The following is a 20,010-nucleotide window of genomic DNA, read 5'->3' as shown; positions in this document are numbered from 1 at the left end:
TATGGCATCAACAGCAGATCAATATATTCCTCTGCAATAAAAAAGGCCGCCCCCTTGTCAGGAGCGGCCTTTTTATTCCTTATTTACGTCATTGCTGACGTAAATGCGGGCAGATATTAACGTTCGCCGAATGGACGACGGGTTGCGCCGCCTGCATCGCTGGTACGCGGGCCTTTGTTGTAGCCGCCTTCGTTGCGTGTTGCATTCGGTTTGCTGAATGTACGCTGACCTGGTTTAGCCGAGTTGCCACGGTTGTCGCCTGGTTTCCAGCCGCCCGGTTTGTGATTCGAGCGTGGTGCCGAAGCAGTACGCTTAGGTTCAAAACCTTCGATCACCGAGACAGGAATCAATTGCTTGATGAAACGCTCGATGCGTTTGACGTTCATGCTTTCTGCATGGTTGACCAGCGAAACCGCGACACCGTTACGACCTGCACGACCGGTACGACCGATACGGTGTACGTAGTCTTCAGGAAATTTCGGCAAATCGTAGTTGAACACGTGCGTGATCGCAGGAACGTCGATACCGCGTGCGGCAACGTCGGTTGCAACCAGTACACGGATTTGACCGCGACGCAGGCCGTCGAGTGTACGGTTACGTGCACCCTGGTGCATGTCGCCATGCAAGGCAGCTGCAGCGAAACCGGCGATGTTCAGACGATCAGCGATGGTGTCTGCATCACGTTTGGTCGCGGTGAAGACAACAGCCTGGTCCATGGTTTCGTCACGCAGCAAATGATCGAGCAGGCGATTCTTGTGCGACAGATCGTCGACAAAGTGCACGCCTTGCTTGATGTTTTCATGCTTGGTGGCGGAACCGGCGATCTGGATGACCAAAGGATCTTTGGTGATGCGTTTTGCCATGGTGCCGACGGTGCCGTCGAGCGTCGCCGAGAACAGCATGGTTTGACGACCTTCCGGTGTTGCTGCAACGATTTTTTCGATGTCATCGATAAAACCCATGTCCAGCATGCGATCGGCTTCATCCAGTACCAAAATTTGCAATTCCGAGAAATCGATCTTGCCCGATTCCATGTGGTCGATCAAACGACCAGGCGTAGCTACCAGGATCTCTGGGTTCTTTGCCAGCAATTGCATTTGTTTCGGGTAAGGCATGCCGCCGAGGATGGACACAGCTTTGACACGTTTCATGAACGCGCCGTACTTGTCGGTCGAGGTGGTGACTTGCAAAGCCAATTCGCGGGTTGGGGTCAACACCAGCATTTTTGGTTGAGCAGCTTTAAAGCGTGGACGATCGCCGCGTGAGCGAGCTGATTGCGCTTCCTGATTTGGCGTTCTGCCGCCTTCAGGTTGCTGTTGTTCGGACTGAACTGCAAACTTGTGCAGCGCAGGCAGCATGAATGCCGCTGTCTTGCCGGAGCCTGTTTGTGACGAAACCATCATGTCACGGCCTTCGATCGCGGCAGGAATCGCCTGTGCTTGCACGCCGGTAGGGGCGGTGTAGCCGGATTCTGTCAATGCCTTGATGATGGACGCGTGGAGACCTAGTGATTCAAATGTCATTATTTTCTTTCGTAAAATCAGCGCAACAGCGAGCGATCACGGATTGTGTCCATGATGGCGTCAAGAAATTGCGCAAAAATGCAAAGCCAACCAACGAAACAGAAACAGCTGTGAAAACTCTGAGAGATTTCGGCACAAAAGCTTTGCGCCGGGACGGTGTATAAATTTCAACACCAGAAGGCGGGGGGCTTTATCGTTAATGCTAACGGTTCGCAATGCTGCAAAAGTGCTTCGCCTGTTGCAAAGCACAGCGCGCATTGTAACGGATAGGGGCCCGGATGTCGAGGGCTTTCTGGAAAGGCGCAATGGGAGGCGATAATGCGCGCGTCTGGAATGGCTGATGCAGCCTCGCAAAAAGCCGGGGTAAAAATGAAAAGCGGTGATGAAGAAACAGCGCTACTGCGCGATGCGCACTGCAAAAACAATGTCTTTGCAGTGCGGTCGATACTGAGAGGTCGTTTACTCTGCGTCGGGTGCGTACATCACGTGCGAAAAGCCGCCGTCGACGTAAGTGATTTCACTGGTGATGCCGGCGGATAGATCGGACAGCAAGAAGGCGGCGGTATTGCCGACGTCTTCAATCGTCACATTGCGACGCAGGGGCGCGTGAGTGGCAACGATGCCCAGCAGCTTGCTGAAATCCTTGATGCCGCTGGCAGCCAGAGTCTTGATCGGGCCGGCGGAAATGCCATTGACGCGCACACCCTTGTTGCCCAGCGATTCAGCCATGTAACGCACGCTGGCTTCGAGCGAAGCCTTGGCCAGCCCCATCGTGTTGTAGTTGGGGGTGGCGCGTACCGAACCGAGGTAGCTCAGCGTCAGCAGAGCGGAGCCCGGCTTCAACAGCGGCAATGCGGCTTTGGCCATGGCCGGGAAGCTGTAGGCAGAAATGTCGTGCGCGATGCGGAAGGATTCGCGCGACAGACCTTCCAGAAAATCGCCGGTGATTGCTTCGCGTGGTGCGAAACCGATCGAGTGCACCAGACCGTCGAGCTGACTCCAGGATTTACCGAGGTCGGTAAACAATGCATTGATTTGTTCGTCGCTGCTGACGTCGCAATCGAAAATCAGTTCACTATCGAATTCCTTGGCGAAACCGATAATGCGATCCTTGAAGCGCTCGCCTACATAGGTGAATGCGAGTTCAGCGCCTTCACGTTTGCATGCTGCTGCAATGCCGTATGCGATGGAGCGGTTCGATAACAAACCGGTAATGAGAATTTTTTTGCCTTGCAAGAATGCCATGAACGACTCCGGTGGTTCTTCGGGAATGGGTGTGGAATGGGCAAGATTGTAGGGGCTGGCGGGAACAACGGCAACTTTTGTGACAATTCTCTCTGTTTTTGGCGGATTTGTTGTCTCTATCCCTGGCTTTGTCCGGGCGGGATAACGTTTCTGTAGAATAGCCGGAACGTCAACATATGCGCAGCATCGTTCGCTATGCTGACGTTTGTTTTTCCGCCGTACTCCAGCGATACCGAACCTGTTTTTTGCAACAGCAGGACAGGCCGGCAGCAAACACCAATGACAGGCGAATGGCTAAATCACTTTTTTCTTTCTTGCTGATCTGTTTTCTCTCGCAGGGCGGCAGCGCGTTTGCCGCGCACGCATTTTCTCTTTACGACACGCCGAAGTATCCGGCCGAATTTACGCACTTTGATTACGTCAATCCGGATGCGCCGAAAGGCGGTGAATTGTTTCTCGCCAATCCGGATCGCCGCACCAGCTTCGACAAATTCAATCCGTTTTCTATGAAGGGCGTATCGGCGGCTGGCGTATCCAACCTGATGTTTGAAACGCTGACGGTCGGCTCATCCGATGAAGTGGCAACCATGTACGGCTTGCTGGCCGATGACATGGTGCTGGCGCCGGATCGCATGTCGATGACGTTCAGGCTCAACCCCAAGGCGCGCTTCAATAATGGCGATCCTGTGCTGGCCGCCGACGTCAAATACTCCTTCGACACCCTGATTGCCAAAGGGGCGCCGCAATTCAAATCCATCTTTGCCGAAGTCAAACAATGTGTGGTGCTCAATGAGCGCACTGTGCGTTTCGATTTCAAATCGTTGAATCATGAATTGCCACTGATTGTAGGTGGCGTACCGGTGTTTTCGCGCAAGTGGGCTGCCGGCACCGCTTTCGATCAGATCCAGTTGACGCCGCCTGTCGCCAGCGGCCCGTATCTGATCGATCGCTACGATAGCGGGCGTTCGATCAGCTACAAACTGAACCCTGATTACTGGGGGGCAGATATTCCGGCGCGCAAGGGCATGTTCAATTTCGGCCGTATCAATTATCGTTTTTATAAAGATGATGTGGCGCGACTGGAAGCTTTCAAGGCGGGCGAATTCGATCTGGTGGTGGAATACAGTGCCAAGAATTGGGCGCGCAGTTACAAGGGGCCGAAATTCAGCAGCGGTGAAATTATCAAGCGTGAACTGACGCATTCAAACGGTGCCGGCATGCAGGGCTTCGTGATGAATCTGCGGCGACCGCAATTCCAGGATGTGCGCGTGCGGCGTGCACTCGATCTGGCGCTGGACTTTGAATGGATGAACCGGCAACTGTTCTTCGGCTCGTACAAGCGGATTTATTCCTTCTTCAATAACAGCCCGATGGCAGCGACCGGCCTGCCGTCGGCTGATGAGCTCGCGTTGCTGGAGCCGCTGCGCAGCAAACTCGATCCTGTCGTCTTCGGTCCGGCACCGATCCCGCCGCGCACTGATCCGCCGCGTTCGCTGCGTGCCAATTTGCTCGAAGCGGTGGAACTGTTCCGTCAGGCCGGCTGGACGTATCGCGATGGCGCCTTGCGCAATGACAAGGGCGAACCTTTTGCATTCGAGATCATGGATGACCAATCGGCCCTGTCGCGCGTGATCAGTGTGTACGTGCGCAATCTGCAAAAACTGGGCATACAGGTGACGCAACGTACGGCGGATTACGCACTGGTGCAGAAACGCATGGAAGATTTTGATTTCGACATGACCAGCATCCGCTTTCCCGATGTCAGCAGCCCCGGCAATGAAATGTTCGACATGTTCGGCTCCAAGGCGGCCGATGAAAAAGGTTCGAGCAATGCGTGGGGCTTGAAGGATCCTGCAGTGGACCGGCTGGTCGAGAAACTGGTGGCGGCAGACAGCCGGCGACAGCTGATCGCTGCTGCGCGCGCGCTGGATCGCGTATTGCTGCACAAGCATATCGTCGTCACGCACTGGTATTCGTCCACGCATCGGGTTGCCTATCGCGATCGCTTCGGCATTCCGGCGGCAACGCCGCTTTACTATCAGGCCGACCCCTATGTGATTTCCAGCTGGTGGGAACGGAAAGCAAGATGAGGATACTGCGATGAATATCTGGTCTTACATAATCAAGCGCGCATTGCTGATGCTGCCGACCCTGCTGGGTGTGATCGCGATCACGTTTGCGGTGATCCAGTTTGTGCCGGGCGGCCCGGTTGAACAGGCGCTGATGGAGTTGAAAGGACAGGTCGGCGCAGGTGAGGCGACTGGCGGCGGAGCGTCGCAATATCGCGGACGGCAAGGCATAGACGCGGAGCGGGTGGCGGAAATCAAGGCGCTGTACGGTTTCGACAAGCCGGCCGGTGAGCGCTTCTGGCAAATGCTGAAAGGCTTTGCCACCTTCGATCTGGGGCAAAGTTTTTATCATCACAAGGATGTATGGGATTTGGTGGTATCCAAACTGCCGGTGTCTATCACGATAGGGATGTGGACTTTTTTCCTGACCTACTTTATTTCAGTGCCGCTGGGAATTGCCAAGGCGGTGCGCGAAGGCAGCCGCTTCGATAGCATCACCAGCATGATGGTGCTGGTCGGTTATTCGATTCCCGGCTTTATCCTCGGCGTGTTCCTGCTGGTGATGTTCGGCGGCGGCAGCTTCGTCCAGTGGTTTCCCTTGCGCGGCTTGACCTCGGATAACTGGGAGCAATTATCGCTGCTCGGCAAAGTGCTGGATTATCTGTGGCACATCGCCTTGCCTGTTACTGCATCGGTAGCGGGATCGTTTGCGGTGATGACGATGCTGACCAAAAATACCTTTCTCGATGAAATTCGCAAACAGTATGTGTTGACTGCTCGCGCCAAGGGTTTGAGCGAAAACGCCGTGCTGTACAAGCATGTGTTTCGCAATGCGCTGATTCCGTTGGTGACGGGTTTTCCGGCTGCCTTCATCGGCGCATTTTTTGCCGGCAGCCTGCTGATTGAAACGCTGTTCTCGCTCGACGGTCTCGGTTTGCTGTCCTATGAATCGGTGATACGGCGCGATTATCCGGTGGTGATGGGTACCTTGTATCTTTTTACGCTGATCGGTCTGGTGGTCAAATTGCTGGGCGACCTGTGTTACGTATGGGCCGATCCGCGCCTGCAGTTTGAAAGCCTGAACCGATGAATGCGACTGTCTCTTCAACTGTTGCAGTGCCCGCTGCCAGGTCGGTGTCGCCGAGGCAGCGCGTCTGGTTGCGCTTCAAGAAAAATCGACGCGGTTACTGGAGCCTGATTGTCTTCAGCATACTGGTGGCGATCAGCCTGCTGGCCGAGCTGGTGTCGAATGACAAGCCGCTGGTGGCACGCTACAACGGCGAATTGGTATTCCCTGTTTTCACCACCTATTCGGAGAAAAAATTCGGCGGCGATTTTGAATCGCAGGCAGATTATCTCGACCCGTTCATACAGGAACAGTTCAAGAAGGATGGCAACTGGGCGATCTACCCGCTCAATCGCTATCACTTCGATACGCTGAATTATTTCGCTACGTCGCCGAATCCGGCGCCGCCTTCTGCCGAGAACTGGTTAGGCACGGATGACCGCGGCCGCGATGTGGTGGCGCGGCTGCTGTACGGTTTTCGTGTCTCGGTACTGTTCGGTCTGGCCTTGACGTTTACCGGCGTGTTGCTGGGATTGCTTACCGGTGCGATTCAGGGTTACTTCGCGGGGAAAACCGATTTGTTCTTCCAGCGTTTCATGGAGATATGGGGCTCCATGCCGGAGCTTTATCTGCTGATCATCTTCGCCTCTATTTTTCAACCCAGCATCGGTCTGCTGCTGATTCTGCTTTCGCTGTTCGGCTGGATGGGCTTGTCCGATTATGTGCGCGCGGATTTTTTGCGCAACCGGAATCTGGAATATGTGCAGGCAGCACGTGCGCTGGGTTTGAGCAATGGTCAGATCATCTGGCGCCATATATTGCCAAATAGTCTGACGCCGGTGGTGACCTTCTTGCCGTTCCGCATGAGCGGCGCGATTCTGGCGCTGACCAGCCTGGATTTTCTCGGCCTTGGCGTACCGGCTTCGACGGCCAGTCTGGGTGAATTGCTGGCGCAGGGAAAAAACAATCTTGATGCATGGTGGATAGCCTTGTCCACTTTTGTCGTGCTGACGATGATGCTGCTCTTGTTGACCAATATTGGGGATGCCTTGCGCAACTCGCTGGATGTGCGGAGGAAGGCATGAGTTTGCTGGAGATTCAAAACCTGCAGGTTTCGTTTGATACTAGCAAGGTCGTCAACGACGTCAGTTTCAGCATTGCTGCCGGTGAAAAATTCGCGCTGGTGGGCGAGTCCGGATCGGGCAAGACTGTCACTGCGCTGTCCATTCTGCGCCTGAATCAGGATGCAGCTTACGCCGGCAGGATACTGTTTGAAGGGCGGGACATTCTGCAAAGAAGCGAAGCTGCCATGCGTGCGGTACGCGGCAAGGATGTCGCGATGATTTTCCAGGAGCCGATGACGGCGCTCAATCCGCTGTTTACGATCGGTAACCAGATTGCCGAAGTATTGATGCTGCATGAAGGCCTCAGCGCCAGAGTCGCCGCCTTGCGTGCAATCGAGCTGCTCGATAAAACCGGCATTCCGGAGCCGCAGCGTCGCGCACTGTCGTATCCGCACCAGCTATCCGGCGGTCAGCGTCAGCGCGCGATGATCGCCATGGCGCTGGCGTGCAAGCCCAAGTTGCTGATTGCGGATGAACCGACGACTGCACTCGATGTGACGATACAGGTGCAGATCGTTGAATTGCTGAATCAGTTGCAGCGTGAAGAAAACATGGCCGTGCTGATGATTACGCATGACTTGAATCTGGTGCGCCATTTTGCCGATCGCGTGGGCGTGATGGAAAAAGGATGCCTGGTCGAAGTGGCGACAACGAAGGAGCTGTTCGCTGCGCCGCGCGAAGCCTACACGCGAAAATTGCTGGCGAGTCAGCCGCAGCAATTGGTCAATACACTCAACGAAACGGCTACGCCCTTGCTGAGTGCCGAGCATGTGCGCTGCACCTTCGAGATCAAGCAAGGCTGGTTCAAGACGAAGCCATTTGTGGCGGTCGATGACGTCAGCGTGCAGGTGCGTCCCGGTGAAACCCTGGGCATTGTCGGCGAATCGGGCTCCGGGAAATCGACTTTGGGCCTGGCTTTGTTGCGCCTTTCAAGCGCCAGGGTCAGCGGCGCAATTACATTTGACGGCATGCCGCTGAATGCGATGCAGAGCGATGCCTTGCGGCCTTTGCGTGCGCGCATGCAAATCGTGTTTCAAGACCCGTTTGCTTCGCTGTCGCCGCGCCGCACGATCGAACAGATTGTTGGTGAAGGCCTGGCCCTGCATCAGCCGCAACTCGGTACTGCCGGCATACGCAAGGCCGTAGCCGATGCCTTGCTGGAGGTCGGTTTGCCGCCCGAGATCATGACGCGCTATCCGCATGAATTTTCCGGCGGACAGCGGCAGCGCATTGCGATTGCGCGCGTGCTGGTGCTGAAGCCGGAGCTGATTTTGCTGGATGAACCGACGTCTTCACTCGATGTCTCGGTACAGCAGCAGGTGTTGCAGTTGCTGCTGGAATTGCAGAAAAAATACGGCCTGGCCTATATTTTCATCAGCCACGATCTGGCGGTCATACGCGCGATGGCGCATCGCGTCATGGTCATGAAAGACGGCAAGGTAGTGGAAAGCGGAGTGACGCAGGCAGTGTTGTCGCAACCGACGGAAGCTTATACGCAGCGATTGCTGGCAGCTTCCGTCTATGCGGCGACGGATGAAGACGTGGCAGCCGTGCAAGTCTGACGCAATTTCCTTATTTGATGATGGCCCGGTTTGATTGGGCTGTGACTATGCTGGCCTTGGTCGCAACGGTTTTTGATTTGCTGTTGTTGCTCACCTGTTTGCGGCTTGATGCGGCAGGTTTTGCCTTGCTGGCAGTGCGGAAGGGTATATGTAATTCCAGCTTCTGGCCATGCGCCAGTTTATCGCCGCGCAAATTGTTCCAATTCTTGATTTGCGCAATCGTCACCTTGTAACGGTTGGCGATCGAGGTAAAGCTGTCCTGCTTCTTGACGGTCACATGGATGCGTTTTGAATCCGGCGCATCGGGCGCCATCGCCAGTCTTGCGTTATCTGCGACTTCTTGCGTAATGTCTTTTTGCGCTGTGCCTTCGATGCGCGGCACCAGTATCGTCGAGCCGGCTTTCAGCACCATTTTCGGCGGGATATTGTTGACTTCGCGAATGACCTGCGGTGTCGTATGGAATTTGGCGGCGACTGTTTCAATCCGCTCACGAGCATTGGTGATTTTGTGCGCGGTCCATGAGGACAGGGCATGGCTCCATTTGGCCAGGTTAATCTTGAATTTTTCAGCATTGCCTTGCGGCAGAAGAATTTGCGTATTGCTGCTGCCGGTAATGACAGGTCGATTGAATTGCGGATTTAGCGCCTTGAATTCGTCCATCGGCAATTCCGCCAGCTGTGCAGCGAGTTTGACGTCGATGTCGCGGGTTTTTGCCACGCTGACGAAATAAGGCTGGTTATCGACCTTCAGCAAGCTGATGCCGTATGCATCCGGTGTGGCGATGATATTTTTGACGGCTTGCAGCTTGGGCACGTAGTTCTTCGTTTCAGCCGGCATGTAGGCCGAGAGGCTGTTGAAATCCGTTCCTACGCCTGCTGCTTCGGCTTTCTTGATGGCGCGCTGTACGGAACCTTCGCCCCAGTTATAGGCAGCTAACGCCAGTTGCCAGTCGCCGAACATGCCGTACAGACGTTGCAGATAAGTCAGTGCCGCGTCTGTCGATGCCAGCACGCTGCGACGTTCATCCTTGAACATATTCTGTTTCAGGTTGAAGTCGAGGCCGGTGGACGGAATGAATTGCCACATGCCGGCGGCCTTGGCGGTCGAATAGGCTTGCGGGTTGAACGCGGATTCGATGAAGGGCAGTAATGCCAGCTCGGTCGGCATGCCGCGTTTTTCCAGTTCTTCGACCACGTGATACAGATACAGCGATGCGCGTTTGGTAGTGCGGCCGATATAGTCGGGCCGCGAGCTGTACCAGATGGTCTGGTTGATCACCAGTTGATTGTCGACCAGATCCGGAATCGCAAAACCCTTGCGTATGCGGGCCCACACATCCACATCGCTGGCGACGACAAATTCGCTTAGCGGATCGTTGGCAAGGCTGGGATCGTTCTGCAAGGCGGCATCCTGTGCCCAGCTGCTGTAGGAATACGGTAGCGACAGATCGCTGGCAGCGTGCGAAATGCTGGAAATGCCCAGCAGGAAAATACTGGCAGTAACAAGTTTGAACGGTACTTTAAAATCGGCTCTAGGCATGGGGTCTCGCTAATTGACCGACCCATGATCAGCCGGTAGAAAAGAATAAGTGACGAGTGTAAGTAATGCGCATTTTGCGCGTCAAGACAATTTACATAAGGATTGTTGCCTGGCGCTGCATTTCCCAATGGAAATGCGTGCCAGAGACATAACTTTTCGTGCCCGCAAGCACCATAATGGGGTTTAGCGGAAGTCGTTTTTCCATGCGCGCAGGGCGGCAAACACGGCAACCGGACCCTTGTCGTTCTCGTTTACGCGACCTGCGGCGATCAATTGATCGGCAATCGCCGGTTCACGCGCGCGCAGGAAAGGATTGGTCGATTTTTCCAGGCCGATAGTGGATGGAACGGTAGGTATGTCGGCTTCGCGTTTTGCCTGTTCGGCCTTGAAGCGGTCTGTCAGTGCCGCATTATCCGGCTCTGCAGCCAGCGCAAAACGCAAATTGGATATGGTGTATTCATGCGCACAATACACTTTGGTATCGTCCGGCAACGCTGCCAGCTTTTCCAGCGACGTGAGCATCTGCGTCGGCGTGCCTTCGAACAAACGTCCGCAACCTCCGGCAAATAAGGTGTCGCCGCAAAACAGCCAGCCTTGCTCCGCTGCGACATAGGCGATGTGCCCCAGCGTGTGGCCGGGCACGGCCAGTACCGACAAATGCAAATTCAGTTCCGGAATGTTCACGGCATCGCCGTCATCCAGCGGGTGTGAGACGTTGGCAATCGGGTCCTTGCGTGGTGCAAAGACCGGCACGTTGAAATGCTGCAAGAGTTTTGGCACGCCGCCAACATGGTCAGCATGATGATGTGTCAGTAGAATAGCGACCAGCGACAGCTGGTGTTCTTCCAGTGCAGCCAGAATCGGCGTCGCATCACCCGGGTCGACCACGGCAGCGTGTACGCCATCGTGGATAATCCATAGATAATTGTCGTTAAAAGCAGGAACGGTCAGTACACTCAACATACGCATGCAAACATTTTCATCAGAAAAACCCATTATATCTCTAGGCTCATGGCTGGAGACTGCGGCCGGCAATTATGTGCGGAATTGGGAGCATGCGCGTCTGGACGAACTGACCGTCGATATTTTCGGCTTTAACGCTACCCAGCTCGGCTTGCCGCAGATTCAGGCATTGCGCGCCAGCCGCATGCCGCATACATGGTTGACCGATACGAACCCGCCTGCGCCAGCTCAGGCGAGCGAAGAGCGGCGTGTTGTCGTGATTGAAGATTTTGAGGATTTGCCTTTTGCCTCCAGCAGCATAGACTTGATCGTGTTGCCGCATGTGCTGGAGTTTGCCAAGGAGCCGCATCAGGTCTTGCGCGAAGTCGAGCGTGTGTTGATCCCGGAAGGCCAGGTCATCATTTCCGGCTTCAATCCCTACAGCTTGTGGGGCGCGCGGCAGCTGGCCGGGCGTTTGAGCGAGAGTTATTTTTTGCCGGAGGAAGGCGAATTCATCAGTCCGACGCGTTTGAAGGATTGGCTGAAATTACTGAACATGGAAGTCGGCGACGGTCATCTCGGTTGCTATGCACCCCCGTGCGAAACAGAAAAATGGCTGCATCGTTTTTCCTTCATGGAAAATGCGGGTGACAAGTGGTGGCCGTTTCTGGGCGCAGTGTATGTGGTTCAGGCAATCAAGCGCGTCAAAGGCATGCGTCTGATTGGGCCGGCATGGAAAACACAAAAGGCCACCGCGCCGCAAGGCGTGCCGGCTACCAACAAAACATCGATCAATAGAAAATAGAGTAATTAGTCAGCATGGAAAAAATTGATATCTTTACCGACGGCGCGTGCAAGGGCAATCCCGGCCGCGGCGGTTGGGGTGCGCTGCTTGTCATGGGCGAGCGCGAGAAGGAATTGTTCGGCGGCGAACCCGGCACCACCAATAACCGGATGGAACTGAAAGCAGTGATCGAAGCCTTGAATGCCTTGACGCGTCCATGCGAAGTGATAGTGCATACCGATAGCCAGTATGTGCAAAAAGGCATCAGCGAATGGATACACGGCTGGAAGGCGCGCGGCTGGAAAACTGCCGCCAGGGCGCCGGTCAAGAATGTCGATTTGTGGCAGGCGCTGGACGCCGCACAGGCCAGACACCAGATCGAATGGCGCTGGGTGCGCGGTCATAATGGTCACGTCGGTAATGAACGCGCCGATGCACTGGCCAATCGCGGCGTGGAAACGGTGAGCCCGACTTAATTGCGGGTTTGGAATGCGGAATATTCTGCATGCAGTTGTATTGATTTTGCGTGATGGCGTGGCAGCGATTGTCACTGTTTTCATGCGCAAGACATTGTTAATCCATTTTTGAATACTGATTGAATATGCGACAAATTGTTCTCGATACCGAAACGACCGGACTTAACCCACGCTCCGGCGATCGCATTATTGAAATCGGCTGCGTTGAATTAATCGATCGCCGCCTGACCGGCAACAACTTTCATCACTACATCAATCCGGAGCGGGATTCGGAAGAGGGCGCACTTGCAGTGCACGGCTTGACGACCGAATTCCTCAGCGACAAGCCGAAGTTTGCCGAGATCGTTGACGAATTTCGCGACTACATCAGCGGTGCCGAGGTGGTTATTCACAATGCACCGTTCGACGTCGGCTTTCTCGATGCCGAATTGAAGCGCGTCGAGATGCCGCTGTTCAAGGATCATGTCGGTGGAATCCTCGACACGCTGCAGCAGGCCAAGGAACTGCATCCGGGCAAGCGCAATTCGCTCGACGCATTGTGCGACCGTTACGGCGTATCGAATGCGCATCGCACCTTGCACGGCGCCTTGCTGGATGCGGAGTTGCTGGCTGAAGTCTATCTGGCGATGACGCGCGGCCAGAATAGTTTGAGCATGGATCTTGGCGGACAGGATGTCGACAGCGATGGTGTCGCGCTGGAAGTCGTGGCGATTGCTGATGTTTTATTGCAGCCGGCGACGGCAGAGGAACTTGCCGAACATGAGTTATCGATGCAGAGTCTGGACAAGGAAGTCAAAGGCCAGTGCCTGTGGCGCGCAGCAGTAAATTGATACACGCATGCTTTTGTGAGATAATTTGCGCCGCTTCGGGAGGTTAGCTCAGGGGTAGAGCGATCGCCTCACACGCGATAGGTCACAAGTTCGAAACTTGTACTTCCCACCAGAATTCTGTGGATTGATCTGCAAACAAAAACGCCTGACGGTTTCCCGTCAGGCGTTTTTGTTTGTGCAAGAGATTATTGCCGGATCATGGTTTGCCCGTACTCACCCGCAAAAATCCAGCGGCAAACGGCGTGGAAAATGCTGGCCCTTGCCGGGGTGATCCGCATCGCGCAACGTGCGCCAGGTGTAGGCAAGGGCAGCTTCGACAGCGGTTGCGGCATCTTCGCCTAATGCCAGACGGCCGGCCAGTGCGCTGGCGAGGGTGCAGCCTGAGCCGTGGTAACTGCCGGGCAGGCGATCGCAGGTAAAAGTTTTGCTGCTGCCATCGCGGGAATACAAGCGGTTATGTACTTCTTGTTCATCGCCGTGGCCGCCGGTAATCAACAGGTTTTGGCAGTAAGGCAGCAGTTTTTCTGCACATTGATCGGCTGTACCTTCCGGCAGTTCGGCCAGGATGCGGGCTTCCGGCAGATTCGGTGTGGCGAAGCTTGCCAGCGGCAGTAAACGTTCACGCATCGCATAGCCGACTTCATCCTTGCCCAGTGCACCACCACCACCGGCGCGCAAGACCGGATCGCAGACGATAGGGATGTTCGGCAAGCCGCGCAGTATTTCCGCAACGGTATCGACCATTTCAAGCGAACCCAACATACCGAGTTTGACCGCGGCTATTGTCAGGTCGCTGGTTACTGCGCGTGCTTGTGCAAACACCCATTCTGGATCGAGTACACGGAAGTCCAATACGTCTACCGAGTTTTGTACTGTGAGTGCAGTGACGGTGGGCGCGGCATGGCAGCCTTGCGCCATGATGGCTTCGATGTCGGCTTGCAGGCCGGCGCCACCGCTAGGGTCGTGGCCAGAGAGACAGAGAACGATAGGACGTGCAGTATTCATGGTGCAGATTCACTCTTTCAACAGGAATGCATCGCTGGTCGCAGATGCAGGAAAAATAGTGGTGCAAGCGAACATAATGCAAGACTCGCTGCAGCGAGCATTATAGCTTCGACCACTCGTTCAGAGGGGAATGACGGGTTTGTGCGGAAAGGCGTTGTGCGACTGAATTATGGGAAAAGATTCTGTTTGCGTATCAACGCGGCAACTTCGATAGCGGGCATGGGCAATGCAATATAGTTGCCCTGGATTTCGTCGCAAGCCAGTGTTTGCAATATCTGCAATTGCTCCGCAGTTTCCACACCTTCGGCAACCACGCGCAAGCCCAGTGCCCGCGCCATTGCTAGCGTTGCAGTGAAGAAGGTTGCACCATCCGGTCCTCTGCCCAATTGCGCAGTAAATGCCTGATCGATTTTGAGCGCATGCAGATCGAGTCTCTGCAACAACGGCAGGGATGAGTATCCGGCGCCAAAATCGTCTATCGACATTTTGACGCCCATTCTGCTGATGGCAGACAGTTCTTCAAAAATGTCGCCGGCGTTGCGCATCATCGCGGATTCGGTCAATTCTATTGCCAGCATGGCGGCTGGAATTGCGTGTTTTGCCAGATGTTCAGCAAGCAGATTCTTGACCTTGCCATCGTGAAACTGATGAGCGGATATGTTGACCGAGACCGGCACTGCGTGGATTCCCTGCGCCCGCCATGCAGCAAGGTCTGTGCACACCTTGTCGATGACGATGGCGCCGATTGCATTGATCACACCGGTTTCTTCCGCCAGCTCAAGAAAATCATGGGCCGCGATCAGGCCGCGCGTCGGATGCTGCCATCTGATCAAGGCTTCCATGCCGAGTAGCGCACCTGACGATGCAGCAACACGCGGCTGATAGTGAATCAGGAATTGATCTTCCTTGAGGGCAAGCAGCAGTTCCTGTTCGGTATTGAGCCGCATCTTGATGCTTTCATACAGCATCCGATCGTAAAAACGGAACTGTCCCTTGCAATTTGTTTTTGCGGCGTACATTGCGATATCCGCGTTCTTGATCAAGGTTTCGATGTCGCTGCCGTCGCGCGGGAACATGCTGATGCCTATCGAGGCACCTATCCTGTTTTTCTGCGCGGTCATATCGCGAGAGAGATCGAATGGTTCCTGCAACACCTGGTTAATGGCATACGCAATGTGCGCGACTTCTTCTTCGCTGTGTATAGCTTCCAGCACGACGGTAAACTCATCGCCGCCGATCCGGATCACCTTGTCGCTGGCCCGCACCACGGATTTCAGGCGTGCTGCCACCGCGCACAGCAATTGATCGCCGGCCGAGTGACCGAGGGTGTCGTTGATATTCTTGAAGTCGTCCAGGTCGATGAAGAGTATGGCAAGTAGCGTAGCGTTCGTTTGCGCAGTAGCCAGTGCGGTCGGCAAATAGTTCAGCAGCCAATGGCGATTCGGTAGGCAGGTAAGGCCATCTTCAGTTGCCAGGCGCGACATCTCGCGCTCATGGCGTTTGGATTCACTGATGTCACGCAAGGTAATGGCCAGACCGTTTTCGGCACGAACGATTTTTCTTTGTACCCATTCCGCTTGGATCGGGCTTCCTTCCGGGATGCGATAGTCGTCTTCGTAAAATCCTTTTTCCATTGCGAGGCGGTAAGTGTTCATGACGCGTTCTAAAAAATCGCCGGTGTGGAAGTCGGATACTTTGGCGCCGAGAAATTTTTCTTTGCCGAGGCCGAAAAAGGAGGCGCCTTTTTCATTGCAGTCGACGACCTGGAAATCGGTAATGAAGCCCTTCCTGTCGCGCTCGGAAAGCAGGATGTAAAAACCTTCGTTGCCGCCTTCCGTGGCAAGACGATATGTTTCCTGGATGGTTTTTGCCTGTTGTTTGCGCCATGCCAGGCGGATGGACATCAGCATTGCGATGATGGAAAACAGAAATAGCAAGCCGCTGCCGGTAATCGCGATGTTGCGGTACATGTGCAGATTGCGTTCATACGGCAGGAAGATATCTTCACGATCCAGTCCTACCAGTGCAAAAAATGGATAAGCGTTTAATTTCTGGGTTGCGGTGAAACGTGTTCTGCCGTCGGAGAATGGCTGGGCACTGTTGGTTGCAGGATCGAGATATTTGCTTGTAATAGCGGGCATATGAAGAACAGGGCTATCGCGCTCTTCATTGCCGATTTTGGAAATGCGTTCAATCCCATCTTCGCCAATAAAGGCAAGGATGCCGTTTTGTCCGAGTACCTTGTCATCGGAAAATAGTGTGAAAAATTCCGGCGTTATACCCATCACCAGAACGCCGCCGAATACACCGCCTTCTTTTTCAATCCGGCGCGTCACTTGTATGATTTTTTCATTACTGAGCCGGCCGATGACAGGGCTGCCGATGCGTAGTGCGCTGGATGTGTTTTCTTTGTGAAACTGAAAATATTCACGATCCCTGACAGTAAACATCCTGGTGATGGGAACCGTGGTCGTGGCTGGCTCGCCGTTTTCGTTGTAAATTGCAAGCGATGCAAATTGTGGAATATTGAGTAAACCGCTCCGACTCATTTTTTCGAAATTCAGGGAGCCATTGGATCTTTCCCAACTGTATTTGATTTGCTGCGCCAACAGATCCAGTTGTTCTATGGTTCTGGTCAGGTATTGCGCATAAGCGCTTGAAATGGAAATGGCTTGTTTTTCCGCATTCTCTTCCAGCTGCTTTTTGTCGCTGGCCAGTTTGGAGAGCATGATGCTCCACAGCAGAAGCGTCAGCAACAAAGCCAGTAGCGGCCACAGAATGATGAAACGAAGATTGCGCCGAATGAAAGCGGCCCTTGTCATTCTATGGTGCGGATAATCCCCTGAAGTTTTCCCGAGCATGGCAATGGATAGGCTGAACGTAGATTTTCAGAAAGGGAAGAGATCAGTCGACTATGGTTGCAAAATGCAAATCTGTACGGATTCTTGATGAGTAATATGAAATTTCAGAATTGAAATGAAGGTTCTAAACGGAACCGTCGAAAGAAAACTTTTGTTTTTATATGCGCAACACGCACTTCTTTGAGTACGATTATTGGCTGTTGCTTTGAATAACCATGATGCCAATCTGGATTGTGGCTGGCTAGCTAGTGTAGTCATTCGCAATATCCGCTGATATCCCATGGATATGGTATATCAGCGCAAAGAGAAGATAGAAGAAAACTTGTGATTAGGCAATATATTACTGGTTGCGCGATGGAGTGAGTGCTTCACAATGCGACGCATTGCAATATTCACTTGTTTTTGATTTAACAAATCCACTTGATGAATAAGCGCCTCTGTTGCCGCCAACTGACGGGGCGCGGTACCATGAGGGCGGAAACGTCGCCCATATTTTTACGGAGAGAGATAGATGTCAGTTCATTTGATTGAGGCAGTCCGGTTTAACGATGCAGGCGATAGGGTGGAAATGGTGCGGTGGGGACGAGGGCGGCGCAAGGGCGACGGCTCTCCCGGCTGGGAAGCAGTTACTGCAGAGCAAGATGTTAATTTGGTCGTCGATGCACTGCATTTTGGCGATGAAGTGGCGACGGCATTCAAGGTGGGCGGCGATATGGTGCTGGGACCTAGAGTGCATATTGTCATTCATCAACATGGTATTGAAGATATCGATACGATCGATCACGATGTACCGGGCCGGACTTTGGCCGATTTGCCGCGATTTTAAGCGTTCGTCATCCGGCGGCGTCAACATGAATGAAGATGGGAAGTGTGTATGGGTGGGGATTTAACAACGGATGAATTTGATGCACTGGCGCAAATAGTTGCCGGCCCGCGACAGGGGCGGCCATCGGCTTGCGTGGCGCGCAATACCAAGCGCCTGACCGGTCTCAAATATATTGCGTATGCAAAAGACGGCAGCCTTTCCCTGACGGATAAAGGCAAGCAGACGCTGTTTGTCAAAGCCTGTATTGAAGGCTTGCGCGCTATTGCCAATGATACGCAGGCAGTGCTTAAATCCGACGTGGCAACCTTTTTGGGCAAGAAGGGTCATATTGTTGCGACCGAGGCGGGCGGCGGTTTCGAGATTACGCAAAAAGGCCGGGAGTGCCTGGCCGATATCGACAGCAATCGCAAGTAATTTTCGCAGGGCCTGCATGCGGCCGTGATCGTGCACAGAGCATTCGCTTTGCAAGATCATGTGTTCATGCAGGACGTAGTCATTATTTTCAAGCACCTAGCTGAAGGTGCTTTCAGTCGGTTTGGATAGGCGTAACTGATTTTCTGCTTTGTACAAGAGGGAAAGTTACATGAAATCTGATTCGCATTCACGGCAATACCTGCTGCGCGTTTCGCGAGCGGCAGGATACTTGCAGTCACTGCCTGTGCATACGGCGGCACATCTGTTTTCTGATCCCATGTAGACGCTCCTCTTGATACCTGTGTGTATCGGGATAGCGGCTGCTTGCAGTGTTTTATCCTTGCCCTGTCGGCGTTCAAATATGGGCACTCATCGTAATTGTTCAGATAGGGCGACAGCAATGAATGATCGAAACAATAATCTCGTTACCGGTTCCTTCCTCTCATCGAACACGGCAGAAGCCGGGCAGTCCGATGCGGCGCTACGCATTCTGAAACATCTATTGCGCAATTTTCCCGGTACGACCGGCGTACGCCTGCTGGCTGACAATCATATTGAAGTCAGCACACCCCAATTCACGCTGCTGATCAAGGATACGGTTGTCTTGCGCCGGCTGATATTCAGCCGCAGCCCATTGCCGCTGGCCGACGCCTACATCAACGGCTTGATCGATGTGGAGGGAGACCTGTACGCGGCGCTGGGATTGAAACAATATTTTCAGTCGTTTGATTTTTCACTGGCCGTGCGTTGGGCGCTGTTGCGCGACGCCTGGCGTTTGCCGGCCAAACCGAAAAGCCTGGCGGGCACGCCATTCGACGCTGGGGATTTTTCGCATCGCCATTCAAAAGGCAGCGACCAGGCAGCCATCGCGTTCCACTACGATGTATCGAACCTGTTTTATAAATTGTGGCTGGATAAGCAGATGGTCTACTCATGCGGCTACTTCGAATCGAAAGACGATACGCTGGAGCAGGCGCAGGCACACAAGCTCGATCATATTTGTCGCAAGTTGCGTCTGAAGGCCGGTGAACGCTTCCTTGATGTTGGTTGCGGCTGGGGAGCGATGGTGTGCTGGGCTGCGCGTCATTACGGCGTACGGGCGCATGGCATCACCCTGAGCCAGAAACAGTACGAGTATGGGCAGGCACGCATACAGGCGGAAGGCCTGGGCGATCTGGTGACAGTGGAGTTGCGCGATTATCGCGATCTGGAAGGCGAGGCGGTGTACGACAAGATTTCCAGCATAGGCATGTTTGAACATGTAGGGCTGGCAAATCTGCCGCTGTATAACGCCACCATCAAGCGTGTCTTACGACCCGGCGGGCTTTTTCTCAATCACGGAATTACGCATGACGAAGAAGGCTGGCAACGCACGATCGATACCGAATTCATCAATCGCTATGTATTCCCCGATGGCGAGCTGGATACGGTCAGCAATATTCAGCGCCGGATGGAAAAAGCAGGTTTTGAAATCCATGATGTAGAGGCGTTGCGTCCACACTATGCGCTCACACTCAGGCATTGGGTCAGCCGGCTGGAAGCGCACCGCGAAGAAGCGCTGGAATATGTCAGTGAATCGGCTTATCGCGTCTGGCGTTTGTATATGGCAGCCTGTGCATTGGAATTTGAAGCAGGCGGCACCGGCATTTACCAGATACTCGCGTCCCATCCGGGCGGCGCCGAGCCTGCTGTGCCTTTAACGCGCAAAGACATATATGCATAATTCGCGCATATTTTATTGAC

16 protein-coding genes and 1 tRNA gene are annotated in these 20,010 nt (G+C 54.1%); 11 read left to right on the top strand and 6 right to left on the bottom strand.

Features of this window, described 5'->3' with window-relative positions:
• Window positions 1–116: 116 nt before the first annotated feature.
• The gene (locus ACIQW9_RS07320) at window positions 117–1,523 is read right to left on the bottom strand and encodes a DEAD/DEAH box helicase (protein ID WP_402334805.1); all 1,407 of its coding nucleotides are present in this window, start codon (window positions 1,521–1,523) and stop codon (window positions 117–119) included.
• A 459-nt stretch (window positions 1,524–1,982) separates the two neighbouring features.
• The gene (fabI, locus tag ACIQW9_RS07315) at window positions 1,983–2,768 is read right to left on the bottom strand and encodes an enoyl-ACP reductase FabI (RefSeq protein ID WP_402334802.1); all 786 of its coding nucleotides are present in this window, start codon (window positions 2,766–2,768) and stop codon (window positions 1,983–1,985) included.
• A 290-nt stretch (window positions 2,769–3,058) separates the two neighbouring features.
• On the opposite strand from fabI, the gene ACIQW9_RS07310 reads away from it, so the two are divergent.
• From ACIQW9_RS07310 to ACIQW9_RS07295, 4 genes are read left to right on the top strand one after another with little or no spacing between them, the layout of a single operon-like run.
• On the top strand, window positions 3,059–4,858 hold the full coding sequence (locus ACIQW9_RS07310) for an extracellular solute-binding protein (RefSeq protein ID WP_402334799.1): 1,800 nt from the start codon (window positions 3,059–3,061) through the stop codon (window positions 4,856–4,858).
• A gap of 10 nt (window positions 4,859–4,868) precedes the next feature.
• Window positions 4,869–5,927, top strand: a complete 1,059-nt coding sequence (locus tag ACIQW9_RS07305) for a microcin C ABC transporter permease YejB (RefSeq protein ID WP_402334797.1) — start codon at window positions 4,869–4,871, stop codon at window positions 5,925–5,927.
• Window positions 5,924–6,988 carry an ABC transporter permease gene (locus ACIQW9_RS07300; protein WP_402334795.1) on the top strand — a complete coding sequence of 355 codons (1,065 nt, stop codon included), beginning with the start codon at window positions 5,924–5,926 and terminating at the stop codon, window positions 6,986–6,988. Before ACIQW9_RS07305 ends, ACIQW9_RS07300 begins: the two co-directional genes overlap by 4 nt.
• Window positions 6,985–8,589 carry an ABC transporter ATP-binding protein gene (locus tag ACIQW9_RS07295; protein WP_402334792.1) on the top strand — a complete coding sequence of 535 codons (1,605 nt, stop codon included), beginning with the start codon at window positions 6,985–6,987 and terminating at the stop codon, window positions 8,587–8,589. Before ACIQW9_RS07300 ends, ACIQW9_RS07295 begins: the two co-directional genes overlap by 4 nt.
• Window positions 8,590–8,599: 10 nt before the next feature.
• Here the strand turns inward: ACIQW9_RS07295 and ACIQW9_RS07290 are convergent, their stop codons facing one another.
• Window positions 8,600–10,129 carry a transglycosylase SLT domain-containing protein gene (locus tag ACIQW9_RS07290; protein WP_402334788.1) on the bottom strand — a complete coding sequence of 510 codons (1,530 nt, stop codon included), beginning with the start codon at window positions 10,127–10,129 and terminating at the stop codon, window positions 8,600–8,602.
• A gap of 183 nt (window positions 10,130–10,312) precedes the next feature.
• Window positions 10,313–11,092 (bottom strand): hydroxyacylglutathione hydrolase, encoded by a 780-nt coding sequence (gene gloB, locus ACIQW9_RS07285; RefSeq protein ID WP_402337941.1) that lies wholly within the window; start codon window positions 11,090–11,092, stop codon window positions 10,313–10,315.
• Window positions 11,093–11,096: 4 nt separating this feature from the next.
• On the opposite strand from gloB, the gene ACIQW9_RS07280 reads away from it, so the two are divergent.
• From ACIQW9_RS07280 to ACIQW9_RS07265, 4 genes are all read left to right on the top strand, one after another.
• Window positions 11,097–11,876, top strand: coding sequence for a class I SAM-dependent methyltransferase (locus ACIQW9_RS07280; protein WP_402334785.1), 780 nt, complete (start codon window positions 11,097–11,099; stop codon window positions 11,874–11,876).
• Between the two features lie 14 nt (window positions 11,877–11,890).
• Window positions 11,891–12,331 carry a ribonuclease HI gene (gene rnhA, locus ACIQW9_RS07275; RefSeq protein ID WP_402334782.1) on the top strand — a complete coding sequence of 147 codons (441 nt, stop codon included), beginning with the start codon at window positions 11,891–11,893 and terminating at the stop codon, window positions 12,329–12,331.
• Between the two features lie 125 nt (window positions 12,332–12,456).
• Entirely contained in the window at window positions 12,457–13,161 is a 705-nt protein-coding gene (dnaQ, locus tag ACIQW9_RS07270) for a DNA polymerase III subunit epsilon (RefSeq protein ID WP_402334779.1), read from the top strand.
• Between the two features lie 37 nt (window positions 13,162–13,198).
• Window positions 13,199–13,273 (top strand) — tRNA-Val (locus ACIQW9_RS07265).
• A gap of 101 nt (window positions 13,274–13,374) precedes the next feature.
• On the opposite strand, the gene ACIQW9_RS07260 is transcribed toward ACIQW9_RS07265, so the two are convergent.
• Complete coding sequence (locus ACIQW9_RS07260; RefSeq protein WP_402334777.1) at window positions 13,375–14,166, bottom strand: hydroxymethylpyrimidine/phosphomethylpyrimidine kinase; 792 nt, start codon at window positions 14,164–14,166, stop codon at window positions 13,375–13,377.
• A gap of 167 nt (window positions 14,167–14,333) precedes the next feature.
• Complete coding sequence (locus tag ACIQW9_RS07255) at window positions 14,334–16,988, bottom strand: EAL domain-containing protein (RefSeq protein WP_402334775.1); 2,655 nt, start codon at window positions 16,986–16,988, stop codon at window positions 14,334–14,336.
• A gap of 550 nt (window positions 16,989–17,538) precedes the next feature.
• Between ACIQW9_RS07255 and ACIQW9_RS07250 the strand changes: the two genes are divergently transcribed.
• From ACIQW9_RS07250 to ACIQW9_RS07240, 3 genes are all read left to right on the top strand, one after another.
• Complete coding sequence (locus tag ACIQW9_RS07250; protein ID WP_402334772.1) at window positions 17,539–17,853, top strand: hypothetical protein; 315 nt, start codon at window positions 17,539–17,541, stop codon at window positions 17,851–17,853.
• A gap of 48 nt (window positions 17,854–17,901) precedes the next feature.
• Entirely contained in the window at window positions 17,902–18,267 is a 366-nt protein-coding gene (locus ACIQW9_RS07245) for a hypothetical protein (RefSeq protein WP_402334770.1), read from the top strand.
• Window positions 18,268–18,667: 400 nt separating this feature from the next.
• A complete protein-coding gene (locus ACIQW9_RS07240) occupies window positions 18,668–19,990 on the top strand; it encodes a class I SAM-dependent methyltransferase (RefSeq protein ID WP_402334768.1) in 1,323 nt (440 codons plus the stop codon).
• Window positions 19,991–20,010 lie beyond the last annotated feature (20 nt).

It is taken from the genome of Herminiimonas sp. NPDC097707, assembly GCF_044761395.1.
Taxonomy (GTDB): domain Bacteria; phylum Pseudomonadota; class Gammaproteobacteria; order Burkholderiales; family Burkholderiaceae_D; genus Oxalicibacterium.
The sequence above is the reverse complement of the archived record's forward strand: the minus strand, read 5'-3'. Positions and strand labels throughout refer to the sequence as shown.